General features: G+C 48.1%; 26 protein-coding genes and 1 other RNA gene. 22 read left to right on the forward strand and 5 right to left on the reverse strand.

What is annotated here, in order from left to right:
- The first annotated feature begins 96 nt into the window (after positions 1-96).
- The 7 genes from secG (at position 97) to C5I45_RS03640 (ending at position 5,968) form a co-directional block, all read left to right on the forward strand.
- Positions 97-327, forward strand: a complete 231-nt coding sequence (secG, locus tag C5I45_RS03610) for a preprotein translocase subunit SecG (RefSeq protein WP_003151681.1) — start codon at positions 97-99, stop codon at positions 325-327.
- A 118-nt stretch (positions 328-445) separates the two neighbouring features.
- Positions 446-1,186: an alpha/beta hydrolase gene (locus C5I45_RS03615; RefSeq protein ID WP_014305833.1), complete on the forward strand. Its 741-nt coding sequence runs from the start codon at positions 446-448 to the stop codon at positions 1,184-1,186.
- An 18-nt stretch (positions 1,187-1,204) separates the two neighbouring features.
- Positions 1,205-3,538 (forward strand): ribonuclease R, encoded by a 2,334-nt coding sequence (gene rnr, locus C5I45_RS03620; RefSeq protein WP_043867430.1) that lies wholly within the window; start codon positions 1,205-1,207, stop codon positions 3,536-3,538.
- Between the two features lie 139 nt (positions 3,539-3,677).
- On the forward strand, positions 3,678-4,148 hold the full coding sequence (smpB, locus tag C5I45_RS03625; RefSeq protein WP_003151688.1) for an SsrA-binding protein: 471 nt from the start codon (positions 3,678-3,680) through the stop codon (positions 4,146-4,148).
- Positions 4,149-4,316: 168 nt separating this feature from the next.
- Positions 4,317-4,679: a transfer-messenger RNA gene (gene ssrA / locus C5I45_RS03630) on the forward strand.
- Positions 4,680-4,753: 74 nt separating this feature from the next.
- A complete protein-coding gene (locus C5I45_RS03635) occupies positions 4,754-5,059 on the forward strand; it encodes a barstar family protein (protein WP_044052891.1) in 306 nt (101 codons plus the stop codon).
- A gap of 114 nt (positions 5,060-5,173) precedes the next feature.
- Positions 5,174-5,968 (forward strand): SDR family NAD(P)-dependent oxidoreductase, encoded by a 795-nt coding sequence (locus C5I45_RS03640; RefSeq protein WP_107994236.1) that lies wholly within the window; start codon positions 5,174-5,176, stop codon positions 5,966-5,968.
- Between the two features lie 40 nt (positions 5,969-6,008).
- Here C5I45_RS03640 and C5I45_RS03645 read toward each other — a convergent pair whose 3' ends face one another.
- Complete coding sequence (locus C5I45_RS03645; RefSeq protein ID WP_041481918.1) at positions 6,009-6,899, reverse strand: LysR family transcriptional regulator; 891 nt, start codon at positions 6,897-6,899, stop codon at positions 6,009-6,011.
- Positions 6,900-7,051: 152 nt separating this feature from the next.
- Here C5I45_RS03645 and C5I45_RS03650 point away from each other — a divergent pair, with 152 nt between their 5' ends.
- Genes C5I45_RS03650 through C5I45_RS03690 form a run of 9 tightly spaced genes read left to right on the forward strand, consistent with a single transcriptional unit; the run spans position 7,052 to position 14,110 of the window.
- Positions 7,052-7,591, forward strand: coding sequence for a GNAT family N-acetyltransferase (locus C5I45_RS03650; RefSeq protein ID WP_003151702.1), 540 nt, complete (start codon positions 7,052-7,054; stop codon positions 7,589-7,591).
- Positions 7,588-8,400, forward strand: a complete 813-nt coding sequence (locus C5I45_RS03655) for an amino acid ABC transporter substrate-binding protein (protein ID WP_057080220.1) — start codon at positions 7,588-7,590, stop codon at positions 8,398-8,400. Before C5I45_RS03650 ends, C5I45_RS03655 begins: the two co-directional genes overlap by 4 nt.
- Before the next feature lie 25 nt (positions 8,401-8,425).
- The gene (locus C5I45_RS03660) at positions 8,426-9,238 is read left to right on the forward strand and encodes an amino acid ABC transporter substrate-binding protein (RefSeq protein WP_057080219.1); all 813 of its coding nucleotides are present in this window, start codon (positions 8,426-8,428) and stop codon (positions 9,236-9,238) included.
- Positions 9,239-9,260: 22 nt separating this feature from the next.
- On the forward strand, positions 9,261-9,983 hold the full coding sequence (locus C5I45_RS03665) for an amino acid ABC transporter permease (protein ID WP_014305826.1): 723 nt from the start codon (positions 9,261-9,263) through the stop codon (positions 9,981-9,983).
- Positions 9,984-9,998: 15 nt separating this feature from the next.
- Positions 9,999-10,706, forward strand: a complete 708-nt coding sequence (locus C5I45_RS03670) for an amino acid ABC transporter permease (protein ID WP_107994237.1) — start codon at positions 9,999-10,001, stop codon at positions 10,704-10,706.
- Positions 10,703-11,482, forward strand: coding sequence for an amino acid ABC transporter ATP-binding protein (locus tag C5I45_RS03675; protein WP_003151711.1), 780 nt, complete (start codon positions 10,703-10,705; stop codon positions 11,480-11,482). Before C5I45_RS03670 ends, C5I45_RS03675 begins: the two co-directional genes overlap by 4 nt.
- Positions 11,479-12,486: an LLM class flavin-dependent oxidoreductase gene (locus C5I45_RS03680; protein WP_003151713.1), complete on the forward strand. Its 1,008-nt coding sequence runs from the start codon at positions 11,479-11,481 to the stop codon at positions 12,484-12,486. The genes C5I45_RS03675 and C5I45_RS03680 overlap by 4 nt, the downstream gene beginning before the upstream one ends.
- An 11-nt stretch (positions 12,487-12,497) precedes the next feature.
- Positions 12,498-12,785: a glutaredoxin family protein gene (locus C5I45_RS03685; RefSeq protein WP_057080217.1), complete on the forward strand. Its 288-nt coding sequence runs from the start codon at positions 12,498-12,500 to the stop codon at positions 12,783-12,785.
- The gene (locus C5I45_RS03690) at positions 12,782-14,110 is read left to right on the forward strand and encodes an LLM class flavin-dependent oxidoreductase (protein ID WP_107994238.1); all 1,329 of its coding nucleotides are present in this window, start codon (positions 12,782-12,784) and stop codon (positions 14,108-14,110) included. The genes C5I45_RS03685 and C5I45_RS03690 overlap by 4 nt, the downstream gene beginning before the upstream one ends.
- Positions 14,111-14,279: 169 nt before the next feature.
- On the opposite strand, the gene C5I45_RS03695 is transcribed toward C5I45_RS03690, so the two are convergent.
- Genes C5I45_RS03695 through C5I45_RS03705 form a run of 3 tightly spaced genes read right to left on the reverse strand, consistent with a single transcriptional unit; the run spans position 14,280 to position 16,702 of the window.
- Positions 14,280-15,065 (reverse strand): amidohydrolase family protein, encoded by a 786-nt coding sequence (locus C5I45_RS03695; RefSeq protein ID WP_107994239.1) that lies wholly within the window; start codon positions 15,063-15,065, stop codon positions 14,280-14,282.
- A 3-nt stretch (positions 15,066-15,068) separates the two neighbouring features.
- The gene (locus C5I45_RS03700) at positions 15,069-15,485 is read right to left on the reverse strand and encodes a carboxymuconolactone decarboxylase family protein (protein ID WP_014305820.1); all 417 of its coding nucleotides are present in this window, start codon (positions 15,483-15,485) and stop codon (positions 15,069-15,071) included.
- Positions 15,485-16,702, reverse strand: coding sequence for an MFS transporter (locus tag C5I45_RS03705; protein WP_014305819.1), 1,218 nt, complete (start codon positions 16,700-16,702; stop codon positions 15,485-15,487). Before C5I45_RS03705 ends, C5I45_RS03700 begins: the two co-directional genes overlap by 1 nt.
- A gap of 102 nt (positions 16,703-16,804) precedes the next feature.
- On the opposite strand from C5I45_RS03705, the gene C5I45_RS03710 reads away from it, so the two are divergent.
- Both C5I45_RS03710 and C5I45_RS03720 read left to right on the forward strand, forming a co-directional pair.
- A complete protein-coding gene (locus tag C5I45_RS03710) occupies positions 16,805-17,656 on the forward strand; it encodes a helix-turn-helix transcriptional regulator (RefSeq protein WP_043867424.1) in 852 nt (283 codons plus the stop codon).
- A 344-nt stretch (positions 17,657-18,000) separates the two neighbouring features.
- The gene (locus tag C5I45_RS03720; protein WP_107994582.1) at positions 18,001-18,636 is read left to right on the forward strand and encodes an FMN-dependent NADH-azoreductase; all 636 of its coding nucleotides are present in this window, start codon (positions 18,001-18,003) and stop codon (positions 18,634-18,636) included.
- A gap of 43 nt (positions 18,637-18,679) precedes the next feature.
- On the opposite strand, the gene C5I45_RS03725 is transcribed toward C5I45_RS03720, so the two are convergent.
- The gene (locus C5I45_RS03725) at positions 18,680-19,720 is read right to left on the reverse strand and encodes an oxidoreductase (protein ID WP_107994240.1); all 1,041 of its coding nucleotides are present in this window, start codon (positions 19,718-19,720) and stop codon (positions 18,680-18,682) included.
- Positions 19,721-19,858: 138 nt separating this feature from the next.
- Between C5I45_RS03725 and csoR the strand changes: the two genes are divergently transcribed.
- The 4 genes from csoR to C5I45_RS03745 all read left to right on the forward strand — a co-directional run bounded on the left by csoR (position 19,859) and on the right by C5I45_RS03745 (position 25,220).
- Complete coding sequence (csoR, locus tag C5I45_RS03730; protein WP_013353610.1) at positions 19,859-20,164, forward strand: copper-sensing transcriptional repressor CsoR; 306 nt, start codon at positions 19,859-19,861, stop codon at positions 20,162-20,164.
- Between the two features lie 75 nt (positions 20,165-20,239).
- Entirely contained in the window at positions 20,240-20,446 is a 207-nt protein-coding gene (copZ, locus tag C5I45_RS03735; protein WP_107994583.1) for a copper chaperone CopZ, read from the forward strand.
- An 83-nt stretch (positions 20,447-20,529) separates the two neighbouring features.
- Positions 20,530-22,959, forward strand: a complete 2,430-nt coding sequence (locus tag C5I45_RS03740) for a heavy metal translocating P-type ATPase (protein ID WP_107994241.1) — start codon at positions 20,530-20,532, stop codon at positions 22,957-22,959.
- Positions 22,960-23,108: 149 nt separating this feature from the next.
- Positions 23,109-25,220, forward strand: a complete 2,112-nt coding sequence (locus C5I45_RS03745) for a heavy metal translocating P-type ATPase (protein ID WP_107994242.1) — start codon at positions 23,109-23,111, stop codon at positions 25,218-25,220.
- Positions 25,221-25,286: the final 66 nt, after the last annotated feature.

Here is a 25,286-nt window from a genome sequence, read left to right on the forward strand (position 1 = left end):
TTTTCTGACATGATGTACACCGATACGGCGTGACATGCCTTTGTTTTTCATGTAAAATAGAAGCAATGTAGGCCAGTCAGTCTGGAGGTGTATGGGATGCACACATTATTGATTACCTTATTGGTTATCGTCAGTATTGCACTTATTATTGTCGTATTGCTTCAAACCAGCAAAAGCGCCGGTTTATCGGGTGCAATTTCAGGCGGGGCGGAGCAGCTTTTCGGAAAACAGAAAGCAAGGGGCCTTGATCTGATTCTTCACCGCACAACCGTTGTGCTGGCAGTCTTGTTTTTCGTGTTGACGATTTCGCTAGCGTATATCGTATAAGGCAATGTTTGTATAAGGTCTGATTTAATATCAGGCCTTTTTCTTGTTGAGAGACGGCGTTTGTTTCTCGCAAAACTGTGGAAAACTAAATTGAATGTGCAAAAAAGGGGTTATGAGCATGAAAATTGTGACACCAAAACCATTTACATTTAAAGGCGGAGACAAAGCGGTGCTTCTGCTGCACGGATTTACGGGAAATACGGCAGACGTCAGAATGCTCGGCCGCTACTTGAATGAGCGCGGCTACACTTGTCACGCGCCTCAATATAAAGGGCACGGCGTTCCGCCGGAAGAGCTGGTACATACGGGACCTGAAGATTGGTGGAAAGACGTCATGGACGGTTATGAGTATTTACGGTCTGAAGGCTATGAAAACATTGCGGCGTGCGGACTGTCGCTTGGCGGGGTTTTTTCATTGAAATTGGGTTACACTGTACCCATAAAGGGAATTGTTCCTATGTGTGCGCCGATGCACATTAAAAGTGAAGAGGTTATGTACGAAGGAGTTCTCTCCTACGCGCGCAATTATAAAAAATTCGAAGGAAAACAGCCGGAGCAGATTGAAAAGGAAATGAAGGAGTTTGAAAAAACGCCGATGAATACGCTCAAATCGCTCCAGGAGCTGATTGCCGATGTGCGCAAAAACGTCGACATGATCTATTCCCCGACATTTGTGGTTCAGGCACGGCATGACCATATGATTAATACAGAAAGTGCGAACATCATTTTCAACGAGGTGGAAACGGACGACAAACAGCTGAAATGGTATGAAGAATCAGGCCATGTCATTACACTCGATAAAGAACGGGACCTCGTTCATCAGGATGTGTACGAATTTTTAGAGAAACTCGATTGGTAACAAACAGGAGGTCGAATAATGGAAAAAGAAGCGTTTATGGACCGTCTTCTCGCGTTTATGAAGGAAGAGGCGTACAAGCCCCTTACCATTCAGGAACTCGAGGAGATGCTGAACATCACGGAAGCCGATGAATTTAAAGAGCTGGTAAAAGCGCTGGTGGCGCTCGAGGAGACGGGACAGATCGTCCGCACCAGAAGCAACCGCTACGGGCTTCCGGAAAAAATGAATTTAGTAAAAGGAAAAATTTCCGCGCATGCGAAGGGCTTCGCGTTTCTGCTGCCGGAGGATACCTCTTTAAGCGACGTGTTTATTCCGCCGAACGAGCTGAATACGGCCATGAACGGCGATATTGTCATGGTGCGGCTCAATTCCCAGTCAAGCGGATCGAGACAGGAAGGCACGGTCATCCGCATCCTGGAAAGAAGCATCGACCGCGTCGTGGGCACATACACAGAAACGAAAAGCTTCGGCTTTGTCATCCCGGATGATAAGAAAATCACGAGTGATATTTTTATTCCGAAACATGCCAATAACGGCGCTGCGGAAGGCCATAAAGTCGTCGTCAAACTGACAAGCTATCCTGAAGGCAGAATGAACGCCGAAGGGGAAATCGTTGAAATACTCGGCCATAAAAATGATCCGGGCATCGATATTTTATCCATCATCCATAAGCACGGCCTGCCGGGAGATTTTCCGGCTGAAGCGATGGAGCAGGCAACAAGCACGCCCGATACCATCGATGAAAAAGACATCAAAGACCGCCGTGATCTCCGCGATCAGGTCATTGTCACCATTGACGGCGCCGATGCGAAGGATCTGGATGACGCCGTCACCGTGACAAAGCTTGATAACGGCAGCTACAAGCTCGGCGTTCATATTGCCGACGTCAGCCATTACGTCACGGAGAATTCCCCGATCGACAAAGAAGCGCTGGAAAGAGGGACAAGCGTGTACTTGGTTGACCGGGTCATTCCGATGATCCCGCACAGACTGTCTAACGGAATCTGTTCGTTAAATCCGAAGGTCGACCGGCTGACGCTTTCCTGCGAAATGACAATCAACCAGCAGGGACAGGTGACGGAGCACGAGATCTTCCAAAGCGTCATCAAAACGACGGAAAGAATGACCTATTCAGATGTCAACCGGATCCTCACAGAAGACGACGCCGAGCTGAAAGAAAGATATGAGCCGCTCGTCCCGATGTTTAAAGACATGGAACGTCTGGCGGAAATTCTCCGGGCGAAACGGATGGACCGCGGCGCCGTGGATTTTGATTTCAAAGAGGCGAAGGTGCTCGTCGATGAGGAAGGCGCCGTAAAAGACGTCGTCATCAGAGAGCGCTCAGTAGCGGAAAAGCTGATTGAAGAATTCATGCTTGTGGCAAACGAAACGGTGGCCGAACACTTCCATTGGATGAACGTGCCGTTTATTTACCGGATTCACGAAGAGCCGAACGCCGAAAAACTGCAAAAGTTTCTCGAGTTCGTGACGACATTCGGTTATATCGTCAAAGGGAAAGCCGGAGACATTCATCCGCGCGCGCTGCAAAGCATTCTTGATGAAGTGCGGGACCGTCCGGAAGAAACGGTGATTTCAACCGTCATGCTCCGTTCCATGAAGCAGGCGAAATACGACCCGCAAAGCCTGGGCCATTTCGGGCTGGCGACTGAATTTTATACGCACTTCACATCGCCGATCCGCCGATATCCTGACTTAATCGTTCACAGGCTGATCAGAACGTATTTGATCAATGGACAATCGGACGAAGCAACTCAGGAAAAGTGGGCCGAACGCCTTCCGGAAATCGCTGACCATACGTCAACGATGGAACGGCGCGCCGTTGATGCCGAGCGGGAAACGGACGATCTGAAAAAAGCGGAATATATGCTTGATAAAATCGGCGAGGAATTTGACGGCATGATCAGTTCCGTCACGAATTTCGGAATGTTCGTCGAGCTGCCGAATACGATTGAAGGGCTTGTGCACGTCAGCTTTATGACGGATGATTATTACCGTTTTGACGAGCAGCATTTCGCCATGATCGGTGAACGCACGGGCAACGTTTACCGCATCGGAGACGAAATCACGGTCAAAGTCGTCGACGTCAATAAAGATGAGAGAAACATCGACTTTGAAATTGTCGGCATGAAAGGCACCCGCCGTCCGAGAGAAACAACAGGCGACCGCAGAAAACGAGGCAGACCGGCGCGGAAACGCGTGTTAAACAGCAATACCCCGGCTTCACCGCCGAAATCGGAGGAAAAAGGGGAATGGTTTACAAAACCGAAGAAGAAAAAGAAAAAACGCGGTTTCCAAAACGCGCCGAAACAAAAACGCAAAAAGAAGAAGTAAATGCGAAAAGCAAATGGGGCAAAATGCTCTGTTTGCTTTCTTTCGCAAGCCGCATTTTCATTGTCGCGGAACGTTCCATTTGCTAAAATAAAGCGTATCGCACACATGAACGGTTTTTGCGGAGAGAGGAGGATAAGGCATGCCAAAAGGATCAGGCAAAGTATTATCGCAAAACAAAAAAGCAAACCATGATTACTTTATAGAAGAAACCTATGAAACAGGCATCGTGCTGCAGGGAACGGAGATTAAGTCCATCCGCGCCGGCCGCGTAAACATGAAGGATTCCTTTGCGAAAATCGAGCGCGGCGAAGTGTTCCTCCACAACATGCACATCAGCCCGTACGAGCAGGGAAACCGCTATAACCACGACCCGCTCCGGACGAGAAAGCTTTTGATGCACCGGAAAGAAATCAATAAGCTGATCGGCCTGACGAAAGAGAAGGGCTATTCCCTCGTGCCGCTGAAGCTGTACTTGAAAAACGGCTTCGCCAAAGTATTAATCGGCCTCGGAAAAGGGAAGAAAACATACGATAAACGTGAAGATTTAAAACGAAAAGACGCCAAAAGAGAAATCGAAAGAGCGTTCAGAGACAGACAAAAAGGCTTCTGATGCCTGAGCCTTGATGTGATGATATGCCCTGTGCTATACTGTTCACACATCAGATTTACAGGCTGTTTGTTGAAGATATTCCCAATTGAATTTGCCTGTGATCATGGTATAATAACAGTACAGCCAGTTGAGCTAGAGCTTGATAGATCTCCCGTATACCCTTAACAAGGGGACGTTACGGATTCGACAGGGATGGATCGAGCTTGAGCTGCGAGCCGAGAGGCGATCTCGTTAACACGCACCTAAATATAACTGGCAAAACTAAAAGTTTTAACCAAAACTTAGCACTAGCTGCCTAATAAACGCAGCGAGCTCTTCCTGACATTGCCTATGTGTCCGTGAAGAGCACATCCAAGTAGGCTACGCTTGCGTTCCCGTCTGAGAACGTAAGAAGAGACTGACAGACTAGCTCTCGGAAGGCCCGCCCGCAGGCATGAAGACGAGTGAAACACGAAATATGCAGGCTACGCTCGTAGACGCTTAAGTAATCGATGTTTCTGGACGTGGGTTCGACTCCCACCGTCTCCATACATAACAGAGGAACCGCAGTGCCATCACATGACGCACTGCGGTTTTTTCATGCCGAAAAAAAGGAGTGAATGTAAATGGAAATCGTCATCATAGACGGAAAAGATGTTACAAGCACAGAAGCTTTACACCGAATCTTAAAAGATCAATTAGATTTCCCGGACTTTTATGGTGAAAATCTGAACGCCTTATGGGATTGTCTGACAGGCTGGATAGAATATCCGCTGACTTTGGTGTGGAAGAATTTTGAGATCAGTCAGAAGGAATTGGGTTCGGACGCTGATGATGTCTTGGAGCTGTTTCAAGAGGCTCAGGCAGAATTAGATGGTGAATTTTTCATTCAAATTGATCAGCCGTCAGCCGGGACAACGGACAGGCACTAAAAAGTGCGTACTTCCCCTCATCCATTTTTCTATCCGATAATAGGGACAGAAGGTTTTAGGCTTTCGATTTCTGTCCATATATAAGAAGAGACTTGCGATAGGGAGGAATGGATGATGGATTTGCAGTTGAAAGGGAAGACGGCGCTTGTGACGGGATCTACGTCAGGCATCGGGAAAGCGATTGCGGCTTCGCTGATTGCAGAAGGTGCGGCCGTGATCATTAACGGCCGCCGTGAAGAAAAGGTAAACGAAACGATCCGGGAACTAGAGAAAGAGACGCCGGATGCCCGTCTCTATCCGGCCGCATTTGATTTAGGCACGGCGGAAGGATGCGGCGCGATTTTTCAGCAGTATCCGGATGTGGATATTCTCGTCAACAATTTAGGAATCTTTGAACCTGCGGAATACTTTGATATTCCTGACGAAGAGTGGCTCCGGTTTTTCGAGGTGAACATCATGAGCGGCGTGCGGCTGACACGCCGGTATGCAAAGCGGATGATTGAGCGGAAGGAAGGACGGGTGATCTTTATCGCGAGTGAAGCGGCCGTCATGCCTTCTCAGGAAATGGCTCATTACAGCGCTACGAAAACAACGCAGCTGTCGCTGTCACGCAGCCTGGCCGAGCTCACGGAAGGGACGAATGTGACGGTGAATACGGTCATGCCCGGCTCCACGAAAACAGAGGGCGTCGAAACAATGCTTGAGTCGCTTTATCCCGGTGAAAACTTGACAGCGGCTGAAGCGGAGAGACGATTTATGAAGGAAAATCGTCCGACGTCCATCATTCAGCGGTTGATCCGTCCGGAAGAGATCGCCCACTTTGTCGCCTTTTTAAGCAGCCCGCTGTCGTCTGCCATTAACGGATCTGCATTGCGGATCGACGGCGGCTTGGTGCGGAGCATTATATAAGATGAACATAAAAAACCCCCGCAAAGTGGCGGGGGTTTTTTTAATGCGGATCACGCTGAAACCGGCTGATGATCCTGCTGATTAAATCTTTTGTTGCACAGTCAAAGTGCTCTTCTTTTTGGTTTGTCAAAAGCCCGACAGGCGGTGAAATTGTTAAGTTATGGATCGGAATGACCTTCGTGCCCTCGATCGGCTCTGAATGCGCCGTCGCCGTAAAGATTGAGACGCCGATATTTTCCCTGACATAGTATTGATGAGCCATGCTGCTGGTCAGCTCCATTTTTCGATAGCGGCTCCCGATGGCCCGCTGCAGGTGCTGTTCAATTTGAATCCGGATCGGGCAATTGGCGGGCGTAAAAATCAGGCATTCATTTTCTAAATCTTCGAGATTAACGCTTGCTTTGGCGGCAAGGGGATGTCTGTCTGACACGATGACATTGAGCGAGTCATGGAAAAACGGATCGAAATAATTTTCCAGAATCAGCTCCGGCTCGCCGCATACCGCAAAATCAATGGCGCCCTCCAGCAGTTTGCGGCTGCATGTATTGGCATCATCCACGCTGACATTGACCGACATGTCCGGATAATCATTTAAGAAACCCCGCAGCACGGCAGGGAAGATCAGGCTTGCCGTCGGTTCGGATATGCCGATCTGAATAAGGCCGGCCTGGCCCTGTCTGATATCGGCCAGAGTATGGTCAAGCACCTCGTATTGCGCGAGAAGCTGCCCGGCCCGCTCATGAAACAGCCGCCCCGCCCTTGTCAGCTTCAGCTTCTTTCCACGTTCAAACAGCTGCGCGCCTACATCCTGTTCCAGCTGTTTAATCCGCATTGAAATCGTCGGCTGTGAGTAGTTCAGAATTTCTGCGGCCTTATAAAAGCTGCCTGACTGTACGATGGTATGAAACGTTTTAATGGTTCGTAGTTCCAACGAAATCCCCTCCCGGCTGTTCATTAATTTTCTTGAACCTTTCCTTTACTTTTTTTGATTAGTCAAACAAATCAGTTTGCTTTATAGTATAAACAATCAAAGCTTAGTAAACAAATTGGAATTATATATTTTTTGCGGGGAGAGTGACCGGAATGAGTGAAGACATATTTCGATTGGCTGAGAAAAAGGATGCGCCGGAGTTTTTAGAGCTGCTGTACAGCGCGTTTCAGCCGATCCGCAATTTGGAGATTGACTGGCCGTCGGCGCGGGCCGACATCGATATGGTAACGGAAAATATTGAAAATCATTCAGCCGTCGTGCTCGAACGGGATGGACGGCTTCTTTCAACCATTACGATCCGTTTTCCGTGGGAGAGTGATACGCCTCCGTCAAAATATCCGTTTGTCTGGTGGTTTGCGACGCTTCCTGAGCTAAAGGGGCAGGGCATCGGCAGCAAACTTTTGACTTATGTGGAGGAACATGTGCTGCGGGATACGCTGAAGGCCCCGGCCATCACGCTCGGCACTTCGGCGCGCAAGCATCCCTGGCTTGTAGATATGTACAGACGGAGGGGATATGAAGTGTATTTTGAGCAGGAGAAAGACGGAGACATCGGAGTCATGATGAGAAAGGTGCTCATACCGGAGCGGTTTGACGCGTCGCTGTTAGGCACACCGAGCTGGGCGCAATGATCAAAAAACGGATCAGAGCCGGCTGTCTGCTTCTGCTGCTCGGCGTGCTGGCCGGGTGCGGGCAAGGAGAAAGCACAAAAGCGGAGAGCGGCGTGCAGACCGTCATCGTCGGCACGGGAACTGATTTTCCGAACATTGCTTTTATGAATGAAAAAGGCGAGCTGACCGGCTATGACATTGAAGTGATGAAAGCCATTGATGAACAGCTGCCGCAATACAAATTTGTCTTTAAGACGATGGATTTTTCGAATCTGCTTACAAGTCTCGGAAACCGGAAAATTGACGTGATCGCGCACAATATGGCGAAAAACAAGGAACGGGAGAAACGCTTTTTGTATCACAAAATCCCGTATAACTACTCGCCGATGTACATCACGGTGAAGGCGGATAATGACGCGGTACGCACGCTCCGGGATTTAAAAGGGAAAACCGTCATCGTCGGCGCGACGTCAAACGCGGCGGATTATATGACGGCATACAACAAAACCCACGGCAGCCCGATACATTTGAAATACGCCGGGCAGGGCGGCAATGATACAGCGAACCAAATTGAGACAGGACGCGCTGACGCCACCGTATCCACGCCATTTGCCGTCGATTTCCAAAATAAGACGCACGCGTTCAAACAAAAGACGGTCGGTGATGTGCTGCTCGATACCGAGGTGTATTTTATGTTCAATAAAAACAGCCAAACCCTGGCGGACGATACGGATCGGGCGATTCAAAAGCTTGAGAAGGACGGCACATTGAAAAGGCTGAGTGAAAAATGGCTCGGCGCGGATTATTCAAAATCAAGTTTCACGGAATAATTGAAGCAGAAAACGGGGCGATCACATGAAAATAAGACTGGCGGTCATGTCATTAACAATTGCGGCAACGGCGGCGTTATCAGCCTGCGGCGCGGGGGGGGAGGCGGCATCAGGCAATCAGAAAAACGTGAAGAACATTACGGTCGGCACGGGGACTCAATTTCCGAATATTTGCTTTATTGATGATAAAGGCAAATTGACGGGCTACGACGTTGAGCTGGTGAAAGAGCTTGACAGGCGCCTGCCGGACTATCGATTTACCTTTAAAACGATGGATTTCTCCAACCTGCTTGTCAGCCTCGGCCAGCATAAAGTCGATATCGTGGCTCATCAAATGGAGAAAAGCGCCGAACGGGAGAAAAAATTTCTGTTCAATCAAGTCGCGTATAACAACTTCCCGCTGAAAATCACGGTGCTCCAAGATAATGGGGACATTCACGGCATTAATAACTTGAAAGGAAAGCGGGTCATTACAAGTCCGACGTCAAACGGCGCGCTTGTCCTGAAAAAATGGAATGAAAAACACGGCAGTCCGTTTGAAATCGCCTATGCCGGCCAAGGTTCAAACGATGCGGCCAATCAGCTGAAATCCGGCCGCGCCGATGCAACGATTTCCACGCCGTTTGCTGTCGATTTTCAAAACAAAACGAGCGCGATCAAAGAAAAAACGGTCGGCGGGGTGCTGTCAAATGCCAAAGTGTTCTTTATGTTTAACAAAAATGAACAAACGCTGAGCGATGACATTGATAAAGCGCTCAAGGAAATCATTGATGACGGCACGCTTAAAAAGCTGAGTGAAAAGTGGCTCGGCGCGGATTATTCAAGGGAGCAATATTAAGTGAAAAAGAGAGGGACCGGCAATGGAAAAAGCGTTTGATATCAGTATGATCGCGTCCTTTGTGCCGACATTGCTCGGGTATTTGCCCGTCACGCTGTATATATTGGCGGTGTCTTTGCTGTTCGGCTTTCTATTGGGGCTGCTTTTGGCGCTGCCCCGCATCTATCGCATTCCCGTTTTGAATCAGTTTGCGAAGCTGTATATCTCTTTTTTCAGAGGAACGCCTATCATGGTGCAGCTGTTCATTGTATTTTACGGCATTCCGGCGCTCACGGCGCTCGCCGGAATTGATACCTCTAAAATGGACCCTTTGTATGCGGCCATCGCCACGTATGCGCTGAGCAGCGCGGCAAGAGCGGCCGAAATCATCAGGGGAGGTGTGAACAGCGTCGGCCGCGGGCAGGCGGAGGCGGCGTTCAGCATCGGGCTGAACAGAGGGCAGACATTCCGGCGCATCATTCTGCCGCAGGCGCTCGTGCAGGCCTTTCCCAACATCGGGAATATGGTGATCGGTTTCTTAAAAGATACATCACTCGCTTTTTCGATCGGGGTGATGGATATGTCGGGCAGAGGACAGACCTTGATTACATCGAGCAATCATTCTCTTGAAGTGTATATCTCGCTGTCTGTTCTGTATTACGCGGCCGCCCTTTTATTTGAATGTGTCTTCAGATGGGCCGAAAAACGAATCAAGAAAGATGAGACGCGCCTTGTGACGGTTTTTGACATGAGTGCGCACGGCTGAAAAGGAGGGAGAACAGTGGAGCTGGACATTCCGTTTATCGGCACTGCGATAAAACAAATGTTGAAAACCGTTCCGCTTACATTGGCGATGACGATCATTCCGATTATTGCCGGATTTTTCATAGCTCTCGGCAATATCACGGTGCGTATATTCCGCATCAAATGGCTGCTGGCCTGCTCAGCGTTTTACGTGTCTTTTTTCCGCAGCACCCCGGCGATTCTCCATATTATGCTGATTTATTTAGGGGTTCCGCTGATTGCCGATCAATTCAGACGCGCGTTTCATCTCGGCTGGTCGGCCAATCAGATTCCGGTCGCCGTGTTTGTCATCATGGCACTGTCATTAACGGCAGGCGCTTATATGACGGAAATTCTCCGATCCGGGATCATGGCCGTCGATACGGGGCAGGCGGAGGCGGCATATTCAATCGGTCTGACGCGGGGCCAGATGATTCGGCGCGTAATTCTGCCGCAGGCGTTCATGATATCGCTGCCGAACTTCACCAATATAGGCATCGGCTTTTTGCATACCACTTCCATCGCGGCAATTGTTGCAGTGCCTGAAATTACAGGAACGGCGACGATTGCGGCATCCGATAACTATGCGTTTCTGGAAGCATTTATCGGGGCGGCTGTGATTTATTGGGGATTAACGCTGATTCTCGAAGCTGTAAACAGTCTGGCGGAAAAAAGAGCGGCCAAATATCAAGGAGGCGCATTATGATCGAAATCCGAAACATTCAGAAATATTTTGGCAGTCATCACGTGCTAAAGGGGATCAATTTAAGTGTCCGGAAAGGAGAAGTCGTGACCATCATCGGCCCGAGCGGTTCCGGGAAAACCACTTTTCTGCGCTGCCTTAATTTGCTTGAGCGGCCGGATGAGGGCGCCATTTCACTGCACGGTGAAGTCATTAACTGCAAAAAGCCTGCCAAAAAAGACATTCTCAGATTGAGGAAACAGACAGCGATGGTTTTTCAGCAATATCATTTGTTTTCGCATAAAACGGCGATTCAAAATGTCATGGAAGGCCTGACGGTCGCAAGGAAAATGAAAAAATCAGATGCGTACGCCATTGCCGAGCGGGAACTGGCCAAGGTGGGGCTTCAGGATAAACTACACGCCTATCCGAATCAACTGTCGGGAGGACAAAAGCAGCGGGTCGGAATTGCCAGGGCGCTTGCCATTCATCCTGATGTGATGCTGTTTGATGAACCGACCGCCGCCCTCGATCCGGAGCTTGTCGGCGAGGTGCTCGAGGTGATGCTTAACATTGTGCGGACCGGCGCCACCATGATCATTGTCACACATGAGATGGAATTCGCCAGAAGAGTGTCCGACCGAATTGTGTTTATGGATGAAGGAGCAATCGTGGAACAAGGAACGCCTGAGGAAGTTTTTCACAAGACGAAAAAAGAAAGAACGAAGAAGTTCCTCCGCCGCGTGCTGCCTGATTACGGTTATGACATAAAAGAGCGCATAAAGGAGCCTGTCGTATGATTCGTTTAAGCATTTTAGATCAAAGTGTCACCGCGGAAAACCAAACCGCAGAAGAAGCCTTGCGGCAAACGGTGAAATTGGCTCAGGAGGCCGAACAATACGGATATGACCGTTTCTGGGCGGCGGAGCATCATAACAATGAAGAGATAGCGGGATCAGCGCCGGAAATTGTTCTGGGGTATCTTGCCGCAAGCACGAAAAAAATCCGTCTCGCATCCGGCGGGGTGATGCTGCAGCATTACAGTCCTTATAAAGTGGCGGAGCAGTTCCGGGTTCTGTCCGCCCTTGCTCCCGGCCGTGTGGCGCTCGGTGTCGGCAAAGCGCCCGGCGGATTTCAGCTGTCAACCGATGCGCTGCAGCGGGAGCTTATCCAGCCCGCCCGTTTGTTTGAAGAAAAACTTGAGGAGCTGACTCATTTCATCCGAAATGATTTTCCGGACTCGCACCGCTACGCGTCATTGCGGCCGACGCCGCATACTGAGTATGCGCCTGACATCTTTTTGCTCGGCGGCAGCGCGGAAAGCGCGATATCCGCGGCCAAACTCGGCATTTCCTTCGTTTTCGCCTATTTCATAAACGGTGAAGAGGCTGCGTTAGAAAAAGCGCGCCACGCCTTTGACGAGCATCTGCCGAAAGGATCGAAGGCGGAGTTTCACCTTGCGCCGATGGTATTTACCGCGCATACAAAAGCAGAAGCGGAAAAACACGTCGTATCGCGTGAGTCGGTCAAAATCATTCTCGAAGACGGCAAAAAGGTGAATGTCGGTTCCCGGGAACAAGCGGAAGCGTTTCTGGAACAAGTCACGCAGCCATATAAGCTGATCACACAAAAGACGGGTGTGATTGCCGGGACAAAAGAAGAGACCGCCGCCGAGCTGAGACGATTATCCGTTCAATACAGCATTACCGATTTTGTGATTTTGTCGCCTATCAAAAACGCTGAGGAAAAACGATTGTCTTACCGGCTGTTAAGCGAAGCGGTGCAGCCGGCCCCACAATTATAGGAGGGATGAACATGAGTCATGAAGTAAACGTAGTGGTCTGGAGCAAACAGGGCTGCTCCTATTGTGATGAAGTGAAAGGATATTTGCGGGAAAAAGCCGTGGCATACGATACAATTGATGTGACAGAGCGGGACGAATTGCGTGACGTGCTGCAGACGAAGTACGGCATCCGTCATGTTCCCGTCGTTGAAATCGGCAGCGGTGACAGCCGTGTGTATCAGGCCGTTACTCAAGTCGGCATTGAACATGTAGAACGGGCGCTTGCCGATTACGAGGGGAAAAAGGGGGTGAGAAAATGAGCCGGACGGATCTAATTCAATTCGGAGTCATGATTCACGGTGTCGGCGGCACAACGGACGGCTGGCGTCATCCCGACGCCGATCCGACAGCAAGCACGAATGCGGCGTTTTACAGGCAAAAAGCGCAGACTGCTGAAAGAGGGCTGTTCAGCTTTGCTTTTATTGCGGACGGCTTGTTCATTTCTGAAAAGTCCATCCCGCATTTCTTAAATCGGTTTGAGCCGATCACTATTTTATCGGCGCTTGCCGCCTCTACAACCCATCTTGGTTTAATCGGCACTTTTTCCACCTCGTTCACTGAGCCGTTTACCATCGCAAGACAGCTGATGTCTCTTGACCATATCAGCGGCGGCCGGGCGGGCTGGAATCTCGTCACTTCTCCGCAGGCGGGAGCCGCGCGCAATCACAGCAAAGAAAGTCTTCCCGACCACAGCCGGCGCTACGCCATCGCCCAGGAACATGTGGACGTGGTGCGCGGTCTGTGGAATTCCTGGGAAGAAGATGCCTTCGTCCGCAACAAAGAAACCGGGCAGTTTTTTGATCCTGACAAACTGCATCGCCTGTATCATAAAGGCGAGTATTTTCAAGTGGAGGGCCCGCTGAATATCGGCCGGTCCAAACAGGGAGAGCCGGTCGTTTTCCAAGCGGGGTCTTCAGAGACCGGCCGGTCGTTTGCCGCGCGTAATGCCGATGCAGTCTTTACGCACTCCAATTCACTTGAGGAAACGAAGGCTTTTTATGATGATGTGAAGAAGCGGGCGGCGGATTACGGCCGCGACACTTCCAAGCTGCGGATCTTTCCTGGAATCAGTCCGATTATAGCCGGTTCACAAGAAGAAGCGGAAGCGAAATATCAGGAATTCGCCGAGCTGATACCGATAGAGAACGCCGTTAAATATGTGGCCAGATTTTTTGACGATTATGATCTGAGCCGTTTTCCGCTGGATGAGCCGTTTCCTGATTTGGGCGACGTCGGGAAAAACGCGTTTCAAAGCACGACAGACCGTATCAAAAGAGAGGCCAAAGCCAGGAATCTTACGCTGCGTCAAGTGGCGCGCGAAGCCGCGTTTCCGCGAACGAACTTTATCGGGACACCGGAACGTGTGGCATCATTAATTGAAACATGGTTTCAGCGGGAAGCGGCGGACGGGTTTATCATTCACTCTGACATCCCGGGCATGCTTGAAGCCTTTGTGGATCAAGTCATACCGATCCTTCAGAAAAAGGGGCTGTACCGAAAAAGCTATCCGGCGGATACATTGCGGGGGAATCTCGGGTTGGATATTCCGATCTGCAAATCAAATCCGATTTTGAGCAGAAACTAAATGTTTCTGCTTTTTCTGCTGCTTGCCATTCCCGTCATTAATAAGAAAAGAGCCGAAATTTACCCCGTTTAGAGTAAATCGGCTCTTTACTATTTAAAAGAAGGAATGAAAACCTGTTGAATGCAATCCTTCAAACTTATATTCCCTCTGAAATTGTTATAAAAATAAGTTAAATATTTAAGAGATTAGCAATGTTCCCGCCCAGTACTCGTTGTACGACTTCTTCACTTGAAGCATGGCGTTCAACTGCCAGCTTATTTAGGAATGGATCACCATATGGAAAATCAGAACTAAATAAAGTTTTCTCTGGGAGTTCTTTTATGGCCAAAGATAATGCATAGGTTGTATAAAATGCAGAGATATCCAGGTAGGCGTTTTTTGTTTCTTTTGTTAATGCAATAACTTGCAGCCAATGTATCCCTCCCAAATGGCCAAAGATTACAGGGACAGTAGGATATTTTCGAGTTAAAGCGAACAATTCACGAATATCATTTAAATTGAGTGGATGGAATGTATGCACCCAAATCGGAAAGGAATTATAATCACTAGCTGCCTGGAATACAGGCTCAAGCATTTTAATTTGGCCTGAACCCAGGGTGAATTCTCCAAGTCCCTTCATTTTGTAATATTTTACAATCTTATCCATCCAATCACGCAGTTCCCCGGAGGAACTTAAAAGGGGAACTGATCCAAATCCAATAAAACGGTCAGGATATTTTGCGATAGCATCCCTTAATTCTTCTAGAGCTTTTGATCGTGCTTCTAGGGGATTTATCTCGTTATTTAAAATCTGATTCAGTACATCCATTTCCTGAATAAATTCATCGTAGCTTTCACTTTTTTCTGGATGAACAAGCGTAGAGAATAAAATAGTTTTATCTATCCCGCTTGAATCCATCATTTCAATGTGTTTTTCTACAGGTAGAACTACGTGGGCATGACTATCAATAATCATTTTTTACTCTCCTTCCAATAAATTGGCTGACAGCTGATTTCGTCTTTTAGAAAATACTTCGTTAGCTATTGTTAAAATGGTATTTAATGCGACAGGAAAGCCTGCATAAATTAACATTTGCATCATAGCTTCCATAATTTCTTCTTCGGTCCATCCGACATTTAAAGCTCCGTTAATATAAAACTTTAATTGTTCCGTATTTCCTAAAGCAGTCAGACCAGCAACTGCTGCAAGAAGGCGGGATTTTAAATCTAATCCCGGTCTGGAAAAAATTTGACCGTAATTAAATTCCACAGCCAAAGTTCCCAAGTCAGGTGCTGCTGAATCTTTAAAACTGTTCACGATATTCAGGTAGTTGTCCGGATCTATTTTTGATAATACTTCCAATCCTTTTTTAAAGTTTTCTTTATTTTCAGACATTAGATATGACTTCCTTTCTCGAACTCTCTATTTTTTACTGTTCTTTTTTTAGGCAAGCTAAATAAGGAACTAAAAGCAATACCTATCATGAGTATCCCAACTGTACATACTCCATACCAATGCCATTTGCTCCAAGCAAGTACACCTAGATATGACCCTAAAGATCCGCCTAAGAATGTAGATACCATGTATAAACCATTTAATCTGCTTCTCTTTTCAGGAGATAGTTGAAAGATAGCAGCTTGACAAGCAACTTGATTTGCTTGCGTGCCAACTGTTACTAATAGTGCGCCAAGAATTAATCCTGGTAACCAAAATCCTAAGAATATGAAGATTAGAAAAGCGATTAAAGAAATAAACATACATAAGGTATTAGCAAATTTTGATCCTTTTTTATCGATCACCCGGCCAATCATGGGAGTTGCAAAGGCTCCAGCTATTCCCACTAAACCTATTAAACCTGCCGCGGTGCTCCCATAAGAATACGGAGAAGTATTTAATAAAAAAATAAGAGTTGTCCAGAAGGCACTAAAGGAACCAAACATCATTCCTTGACTAAGACAAGCTTTTTGCAACACTTTTTCCTTTTTAAATAACGTGCCTAAAGATGCAAGTAATGTTTTATACTGCATTGCATGATTTCCTTTGCTTTTTGGGAGATACATTGCCATTAAAATGATCATTATCATTGTGCCGGCAAAAGAAGCCCAATACATTGATCTCCATCCAAAATGGGAATCTGCAAAGCCGCTGATAAATCGAGCGCCTAAAATCCCGCACACTAAGCCAATGGCAACATTCCCTAACACTTTTCCTCTGTTCTCTTCTGAAGCTAAATTAGCAGCAAGAGGAACAATAATTTGAGGGACTATGGTAACAAATCCAAGAATTAAGTTTGCTGCAATCAGCCACGTTACATTCATCGATAAAGCTGTTGCGGCTAAAATCATACATACAATTGATAATAAACTTAGGATCAATTTTCTTCGTTCAAAAATGTCACCTAATGGTACCAATAGAAGATTTCCCAATGCATATCCCACTTGAGTTAAAGTTGCTACAATTCCTATATAGTTTTCAGAAACGTGAAAAGTATTTGCCATACTGACTAAGAGCGTTTGATTTAAATAGACATTAGCTACTGTAAAACCGCATGCTGCAGCCATGAGAAGAACTAATCCTTTCGGAAAAGGTTCAGCCCTATTTTTGAAAACCATAAACTCACCTCCTTCATTTATTAGAATAGATGAAGGTTTATAATGGGAATAGGAGTGTGTTTATCCTATTATTAAAACTACTACTTATAAGGGGAGAAGTTCATGTTAAGTGACAAAGAAAGAAGGAAAGAACTAGGGGATTTCTTAAAAACACGACGGGCGCGATTATCTCCTCAAGACTTTGGTTTACCGATTGGGCCGCGCAGAAAAACAGAAGGACTGCGCCGAGAAGAAGCAGCTCAGCTGGCAGGAATAGGAGTAACCTGGTATACATGGTTAGAGCAAGGGCGTGATATACAGGTATCTTCAGACGTATTGGAGGCTATTTCGCGTGTATTCAGGTTAAATGAAGAGGAAAAAGAGCATCTATTTTTATTAGCGAATCAGCCATTGCTATCTAAGGCGGGAAGACCGCTCGTTGAAAGTGTAAATAGCGTCCTGAAAAATGTATTGAGTCAATTAGAATACTGCCCTACCTATGTAACCGACGAAAAATTGAACATAGTAAGCTGGAATAAAGCTGCTGCGGTGGTTTTTGGTGATTTTGATAAAATGAATGATCGAGATCGTAATGCAGTCCGGCGTTGCTTTACGTCTAAAGAATACCGAGAGCTCTTTCTTAATTGGGAAGATCATGCGCAACGCTTGATTGCTCAATTTCGTTTAGCCTATACACGTTTTGTCGGTGATGAGTGGTTTAAAGATATCATTAAAGAACTTACCAATAAGAGCCCTGAGTTTCGTAATTGGTGGCCTAAGCATGAAGTTCTAGGTACTCCTTGCGGCAAAAAAACACTTCTGCACCCTTTAGTTGGAGAAATGATTATGGACCATATTACTCTTCAGGTGTACGATGCGCCTGAACTAAAATTAACCATTTACCAACCTCGCCAAGAAGGTGAAACAGAACAGAAAATGAAGCGTTTGTTAAACTGGCAAGCAGACCTGCAATAAAAGAGTGTGATAAATACGAACGTATTAAGCGGAAATCGTTTGTCTCTAATATAAGAGCAGGAACATTTTGCACGAATACATTATCTGAAATGAAACAGCCGATTTAGCCTTAAGGTGGTCAAGATCGGTCTTTTCTTTGTCGAAATTTGCTTAACTCGGGTTTTTTTCGATTTGCTGGAGGCACTTCTTGCAGCCTTTTTTAAAAAATATACTGATTTCGAGATATTATTGTTGCGAAAAGAATTTTTTGTAACTATAATTATTACAGAACTGATCAGTATAAAAAAACATTCATATTTCATAATAAATGTGTGTGTAATTTGAAAACGAAAGGGCTGTTTACAATGGCAAAAGTACTTTATATCACTGCTCATCCTCATGATGAAAAGACATCTTACAGCATGGCGACAGGAAAAGCGTTTATCGATTCTTATAAAGAATCAAACCCGAATGATGAGGTTGTACATATCGACCTTTACAAAGAGAACATTCCTCATATCGACGCGGATGTATTCAGCGGCTGGGGAAAACTTCAATCAGGCACAGGATTTGAAGAGCTTTCTGAAAACGAAAAAGCGAAAGTCGGCCGTCTGAACGAGCTGAGCGATCAATTCGCGTCAGCTGACAAATACGTATTCGTCACACCGCTTTGGAACTTCTCATTCCCGCCTGTTATGAAAGCGTACTTTGATTCTGTGGCTGTAGCCGGAAAATCATTCAAATATACAGAGCAAGGCCCGATCGGTCTGTTGACTGACAAAAAAGCGCTCCACATTCAGGCGCGCGGAGGCTATTACTCTGAAGGCCCGGCGGCTGACATGGAAATGGGCCACCGTTACATCGGCATCATGATGAACTTCTTCGGCGTTCCTTCTTTTGACGGTTTAATCGTTGAAGGCCATAATGCTGAACCGAATAAAGCACAGCAAATTAAAGAAGATGCGATTGCCCGCGCGAAAGAAGCCGGAAAATCATTCTGATCTTAAAAAAACCTCCCCGCCGTCGGCAGGGAGGTTTTTTATATTAAAGGGCAATCGTCCGTTTTTGCTCGCTGCTTTTCATCGCCGCTTCAATGACACGGATGACATCGATGCCTTCTTTTGCCGTAACGGGAAGCGGTTTTCCGTTTAAGATGCTGTCCGCCAGCAGTTTGTAGTACGTAAGGTAAGAGCCGTTCTCAGAGGGGATTGTTTCTGTATGCCTTTTTTCATCCGCTGCGATTGTCAGCTCTCCGAAGTTGTCAGGGTCATCGGCGCCCCAGCTGTCGTCAATCGGCTTTTGGCCGGCTGAAAGCGCCTCTTCCTGTCCGTCCTTTCCGTATTTGATAAAGCTTGCATTCCGTCCGTGAATCTGATAGCGCGGGCCGTTTGCCGCATTCATAGAGCCGGATTGAAGAATGACCTGAAGTTTGCCGTAATGGAGCGCGGCCAGAAAATAATCGACGGTTTCACTGTTGTCCCGCTGTTTCATCACATGTGCCGTGACGGATTCCGGCATTCCGAAAATCAGGAGTGTCTGGTCAATAATATGTGAACCGAGATCATACAGCGTTCCCGTGGCGGGTCCGCTTTTTTCGCGCCATCTTTCTTGGACAACCGGATTGTACAGATCGTAGTTGACTTGATATGTATGAATGTCTTGAAGCGCCCCGTCCCGAATCAGCTTTTGTATCGTTAAAAAATCATTGTCCCAGCGCCGGTTGTGGTACACACTCAGTAAGACGCCTTTATTTTCAGCCGTTCTTCTCAGTTCCTCCGCTTCTGCTGAAGTCGCCGTCATCGGTTTTTCCACGACGGTGTGTTTTCCCGCCAGGAGACATTTCATCGCTGATTCATAATGCATTCCGCTCGGTGTCGTAACGATGACGAGATCAATGTCAGGATCACCGGTAATGTCTTCAATCGCGCGCACGGCTTCAGCCCCCGGCAGATCACGTCTGACCTCATCCGTTCTGGAGGTCATGACTTTTTTGATCTGATAATCATCAAGGACGTCCAAAAGCGGCGCATGAAAGACTTTACCCGACAAACCATATCCCAATATGCCAACCTGTATCGTTTTCAATGAATTTCCCCCTCTTGATATGTGATAACATTATATACCCCGCGGGCGTACTGGTAAAACTTGTGTGTTGAAAATTTTTTACACCGGATTTTCAAGTCTGTATAATGAAGATAACGAAGAAAAAAACCGAGGTGGAAAATGGACAAACATACCGAGCATCAATCGTTAAATCATAAAAGCGCCAAGGAAAAAGACCAGATTCTGAACCGGCTGAAACGGATTGAAGGCCAAGTCAGGGGCATTCAGAATATGGTGGAGAACGAACGATACTGCGTGGATATTCTCGTGCAGATTTCAGCCGTGCAGGCGGCCATGCAGAAAGTCGCGTTTCATCTGCTGGAAGATCACGCCCATCACTGCGTAGCCGGCGCCATTGAGAGCGGAAACGGGGAGCAGGCGATTGCCGAGCTGCTTGATGTTGTGAAAAAAATCGCAAAATCGTAAAATAAAATGTTTTGAAATACCCTACAGGGGTATGGTAACATGAAGAAGAAAAAACAAGACGTGGAGGGAATCATCATGGAACAAAAAACACTGCAAGTCGAAGGCATGTCCTGTCAGCACTGCGTAAAAGCAGTAGAGACCGGAGCGGGAGAACTGAACGGAGTGACGGCGGTTCAGGTGAAATTGGAAGCCGGACAGGTGGATGTGACGTTTGATGAGAACAAAGTCTCCGTATCAGATATAAAAGACGCAATTGAAGATCAAGGGTATGACGTCGTATAAGGTTTATCGCGCTGCGGGAACGGGCGCGGTTTTCTTTTATCATAATTATACCCCCGTGGGGTTTATGAAGAGAGATGAGGACATTGAGTGAACCGAAAGAAATGACCATTCAAGTGGGGGGCATGACATGCGCCGCCTGCGCTTCAAGAATTGAAAAAGGGCTGAAACGGATGGACGGCGTCAATGACGCTTCCGTCAATCTTGCGCTTGAGACCTCAAATATTTCCTATCAGCCTGACAAAATCGAAGCTGGCGCCATAAAGGATAAAATTGAAAAACTCGGCTATCACGTCGTGACGGAAAAAGCCGATTTTCAGATTGAAGGCATGACGTGCGCCGCTTGCGCCAACCGGATTGAAAAGCGCCTGAACAAAACAGAGGGCGTTGTGAGCGCACCGGTGAATTTCGCCCTGGAAACAGTCACCGTTGAATACAATCCGAAAGAGGTGACACCGAAAGAGCTGAAAGAGACCGTGGCAAAACTCGGCTACCGATTAGACGGGAAGAAAGCGGTTGATGGAGACGGCGGATTATCCCAAAAGGAGAAAGAGCAGCGAAAGCAGCTGATCAGGCTCATATTTTCTGCCGTTCTCTCCTTTCCGCTTTTATGGTCGATGGTCAGCCATTTTTCTTTTACTTCTTTTATCTGGATGCCGGATATCCTGATGAATCCGTGGCTGCAATTTGCGCTTGCCACCCCGGTGCAGCTCGTCATCGGCTGGCCTTTTTATACGGGAGCGTACAAGGCGCTGAGAAACAAAAGCGCCAATATGGATGTTCTCGTTGCGCTCGGAACGACGGCCGCTTACGCATACAGCCTGTACATGACGATTGCGTCTCTCGGGCGAGACGGACATGCTGAGGGGCTTTATTATGAAACGAGCGCCATTTTGCTGACTTTGATATTGCTTGGAAAGCTTTTAGAGATGAAAGCAAAAGGCCGCTCATCAGAAGCGATTAAAAAGCTAATGAAGCTTCAGGCGAAGACGGCGGCGGTTGAGCGGGAAGGGAAGGTACAGGTGATTCCGATTGACGAGGTTCGGACGGGGGACATCGTATACGTGAAACCGGGAGAACGCGTCCCTGTCGATGGCGAAGTGATTGAAGGCCATTCCGCGATTGATGAATCGATGATTACGGGAGAGAGCATGCCTGTCGATAAGTCTCCCGGAAGCACCGTCACAGGGGCGACGATCAATGCAAACGGCTTTCTCAAAATCAGAGCGGTGAATGTCGGGAAAGATACCGCGCTTGCACACATTATTAAAATCGTGGAAGAAGCCCAAGGATCAAAAGCCCCCATTCAGCGGCTCGCGGATCACATTTCAGGCATTTTCGTCCCGATTGTGCTGGGGCTGGCCGTGCTGACTTTTCTCATTTGGTATGTATGGGCGGCGCCGGGACAGTTTTCTGAAGCGATCGGCAAATTCATCGCCGTGCTTGTCATTGCCTGTCCGTGCGCACTGGGGCTCGCCACTCCGACGAGCATTATGGCGGGCTCCGGCCGTGCAGCTGAATTCGGCATTCTCTTTAAAGGCGGGGAGCATCTAGAAAAGACCCAGCGTCTGACGACAATCGTACTGGATAAAACAGGAACGGTGACAAACGGCAGACCGGTTCTGACAGATGCCGTACCGGCAGAGGGAATGAACGAAGAGGAACTCCTGCGGCTGGCGGCGGCCGCCGAAACGGGATCAGAGCACCCGCTCGGAGAAGCCATCGTGTCAGGAGCCGAAAAACGGGGGATTTCCATCCCGAAACTCACCCGGTTTCAAGCCCGGATCGGTTCCGGAATCTATGCAGAGGCTGACGGCAGAACGATTCTAGCCGGATCAAGACGGCTGATGGAATCAGAGCATATTGAACATGAAGCGCTGCTTCCGCAAATGGCCCGCTTGGAGGCGGAAGGAAAAACGGTGATGCTTATTGCGGCAGACGGCAAAGCGGCGGGGCTTATCGCAGTCGCCGATACCATTAAAGAAACATCTCCGGCCGCGGTGAAACGTCTGAATGATATGGGGCTTGACGTCATCATGATGACCGGTGACAACAAAAAGACCGCGGAAGCCATTGCAAAAGCCGCGGGCATCGGCAGCGTGATCGCCGAAGTGCTTCCCGAACAAAAGGCGGCGGAAATTTCCCGGCTGCAAAAAGAAGGCCGGCGCGTGGCGATGGTCGGTGACGGCATCAATGATGCTCCGGCGCTGGCTGTGGCCGATATCGGAATGGCCATCGGCACCGGCACCGATATCGCAATGGAAGCGGCGGACATTACGCTGATCCGCGGAGACCTGAACGGCATTGCCGACGCCATCGGCATGAGCCGGCTGACCATGAGAAACATCAAGCAGAATTTAGGATGGGCATTGGGCTACAACAGCATCGGCATTCCGATTGCGGCAGCCGGCTTTCTGGCTCCGTGGGTGGCAGGCGCCGCCATGGCGTTCAGCTCGGTATCGGTCGTGCTTAATGCTTTGCGTTTACAGAAGGTGAAAAAAGACAAAATCGGCTGATGCCGGTTTTGTCTTTTTTATTGACACTTTATTCAAAGCCTGCATATAATAGAGAAAACACTTATATGAGTATATGTTCATATATATAAATTCGTTTACCTGTATTGATGTTATGGGAATCCTATTACGGAAAGTAGGGTGAGTCGAAAATGAAAGCAGCCAAAGGTGAATTTGTATTAGACGGACTTGATTGCAGCAACTGTGCAAAAAAAATAGAAAACGGCGTAAAAGCCATTGACGGCATAGACGGCTGTGCTGTCAATTTTGCGGCAAGCACCATCACGGTCTCAGCCGGCGGGAAAAACGAGCAATGGATGAAAGATGAAGTCGCGAAAAAAGTAAAGTCCATTGATCCTCATGTGACCGTTCGTTCGAAGCACGAAGACAAACCCGGTGAGGATGAATACCGCAAAAAGCTGCAGCTGATGTTAGTGAGATTGGCGGCGGGCGCCGTTTTGGCCGTCATCGCTTACTTCGCGCACACGGGCGCCGTTCTTGAGTTTCTGCTCTTTTTTGCTTCATATTTGATCATCGGCGGCGATATCTTAGCCAGAGCGGGAAAAAATATTGTCCGCGGCCAGGTATTTGATGAGCATTTTCTGATGGCGCTTGCCACAATCGGCGCATTTATCATTCATCAATATCCGGAAGGCGTCGCGGTCATGCTGTTCTACCAAATCGGTGAATTGTTTCAGGGAGCGGCCGTCAGCCGATCCAGAAAATCGATCAGCGCGTTATTGGACATCCGTCCTGAGTACGCCAATGTGAAAACGGAAAACGGCATGGCTGCCGTTCCCCCGCAGGACGTCAAAGTCGGACAGGTCATCATCGTGAATCCCGGAGAACGGATTCCGCTGGACGGAAAGGTGCTGAGCGGTTCCTCGATGGTTGATACATCCGCTTTAACGGGCGAATCCGTGCCGAGAAAAGCGGAGCCGGGGCAAGATGTGATGGCCGGATTTATGAATCAGAACGGCGTGCTTCATATTGAAACCTCTAAAGGGTATGAAGACTCTGCCGTGTCAAAAATATTGGATCTGGTCGAAAATGCGGCCGGACGCAAAGCGAAAACGGAAAACTTTATTACGAAGTTTGCCAAGTACTATACACCGGCCGTTGTCATTGTTGCGGTGCTTCTCGCCTTTTTACCGCCGCTTCTCGTGCCTTCAGCCGCGCTATCCGACTGGGTGTACCGCGCGCTGATTTTCCTTGTGATTTCTTGTCCGTGCGCACTCGTCGTCTCCATTCCGCTCGGGTTTTTCGGCGGTATCGGGGCTGCGTCTAAAGCAGGGGTGCTCGTGAAAGGCAGCAACTATTTAGAAGCGCTCAATCAGGTGGCATACGCCGTGTTTGATAAAACGGGAACCTTAACGAAAGGCAATTTCGCCGTTACTGATATCAAGCCGGCGGCAGGGTTTACGAATGACAGCCTGCTTCATGCAGCCGCGCTTGCAGAAGTCCATTCCAATCATCCGATTGCTTCTTCCATACGTGAGGCTTACAATCAACCGCTCGCGGCTGAGGAGATTGAAGAATATGAAGAAATACCCGGACACGGCATTCGGGTGAAAACCGGCGGATCAACGATTTTGGCCGGAAATCAAAAACTGCTGGCAAAAGAACAAATCGCTTCCGGCACAGCTGAAAATAACGGAACCGTCGTCTATGTCGCCGTTGATCAGCAGTATGCGGGGGCGATCGTGATCGCCGATGAAATCAAAGAGGACGCCAAACAGGCCATTGCCAATTTAAAAGCGCTCGGCGTGAAGCGGACAGTGATGCTGACGGGTGATTCAAAGCAGACCGGAGAAGCTGTCGGCCGAGAGCTCGGTATTGATGACGTGTACACAGAGCTTTTGCCGGGTGACAAGGTAGACCGCGTCGAAGAACTTGAAGCGGCGCTTTCACCGAATGAAAAACTGATGTTTGTGGGCGATGGGATTAATGATACGCCTGTGCTTGCCAGAGCTGACATCGGAGCTGCCATGGGGGCTCTCGGCTCTGATGCCGCCGTCGAAGCGGCCGATGTTGTCCTGATGACAGACCAGCCGTCAAAAGCAGCCGAAGCCATCCGGATTGCACGCCGCACACGCCGGATCGTCTGGCAGAACATCGGATTTGCTTTAGGCGTAAAAATCATTTTTCTCTTGCTTGGCGCATTCGGATTCGCCACCATGTGGGAAGCGGTCTTTTCAGATGTAGGCGTCACGCTGATCGCCGTTGCCAACGCGATGCGCGTCATGAGAGTGAAAGCGGAATAATTGTCAAAGATAATTCGTTTTTCAGGGTTTTCTTAAACAAGGTTGTCTTGGTAAAATAGAGAAGCG

This window comes from Bacillus sp. ZY-1-1 (assembly GCF_003047165.1).
In the GTDB taxonomy this organism is placed as follows: Bacteria; Bacillota; Bacilli; order Bacillales; family Bacillaceae; genus Bacillus; species Bacillus velezensis.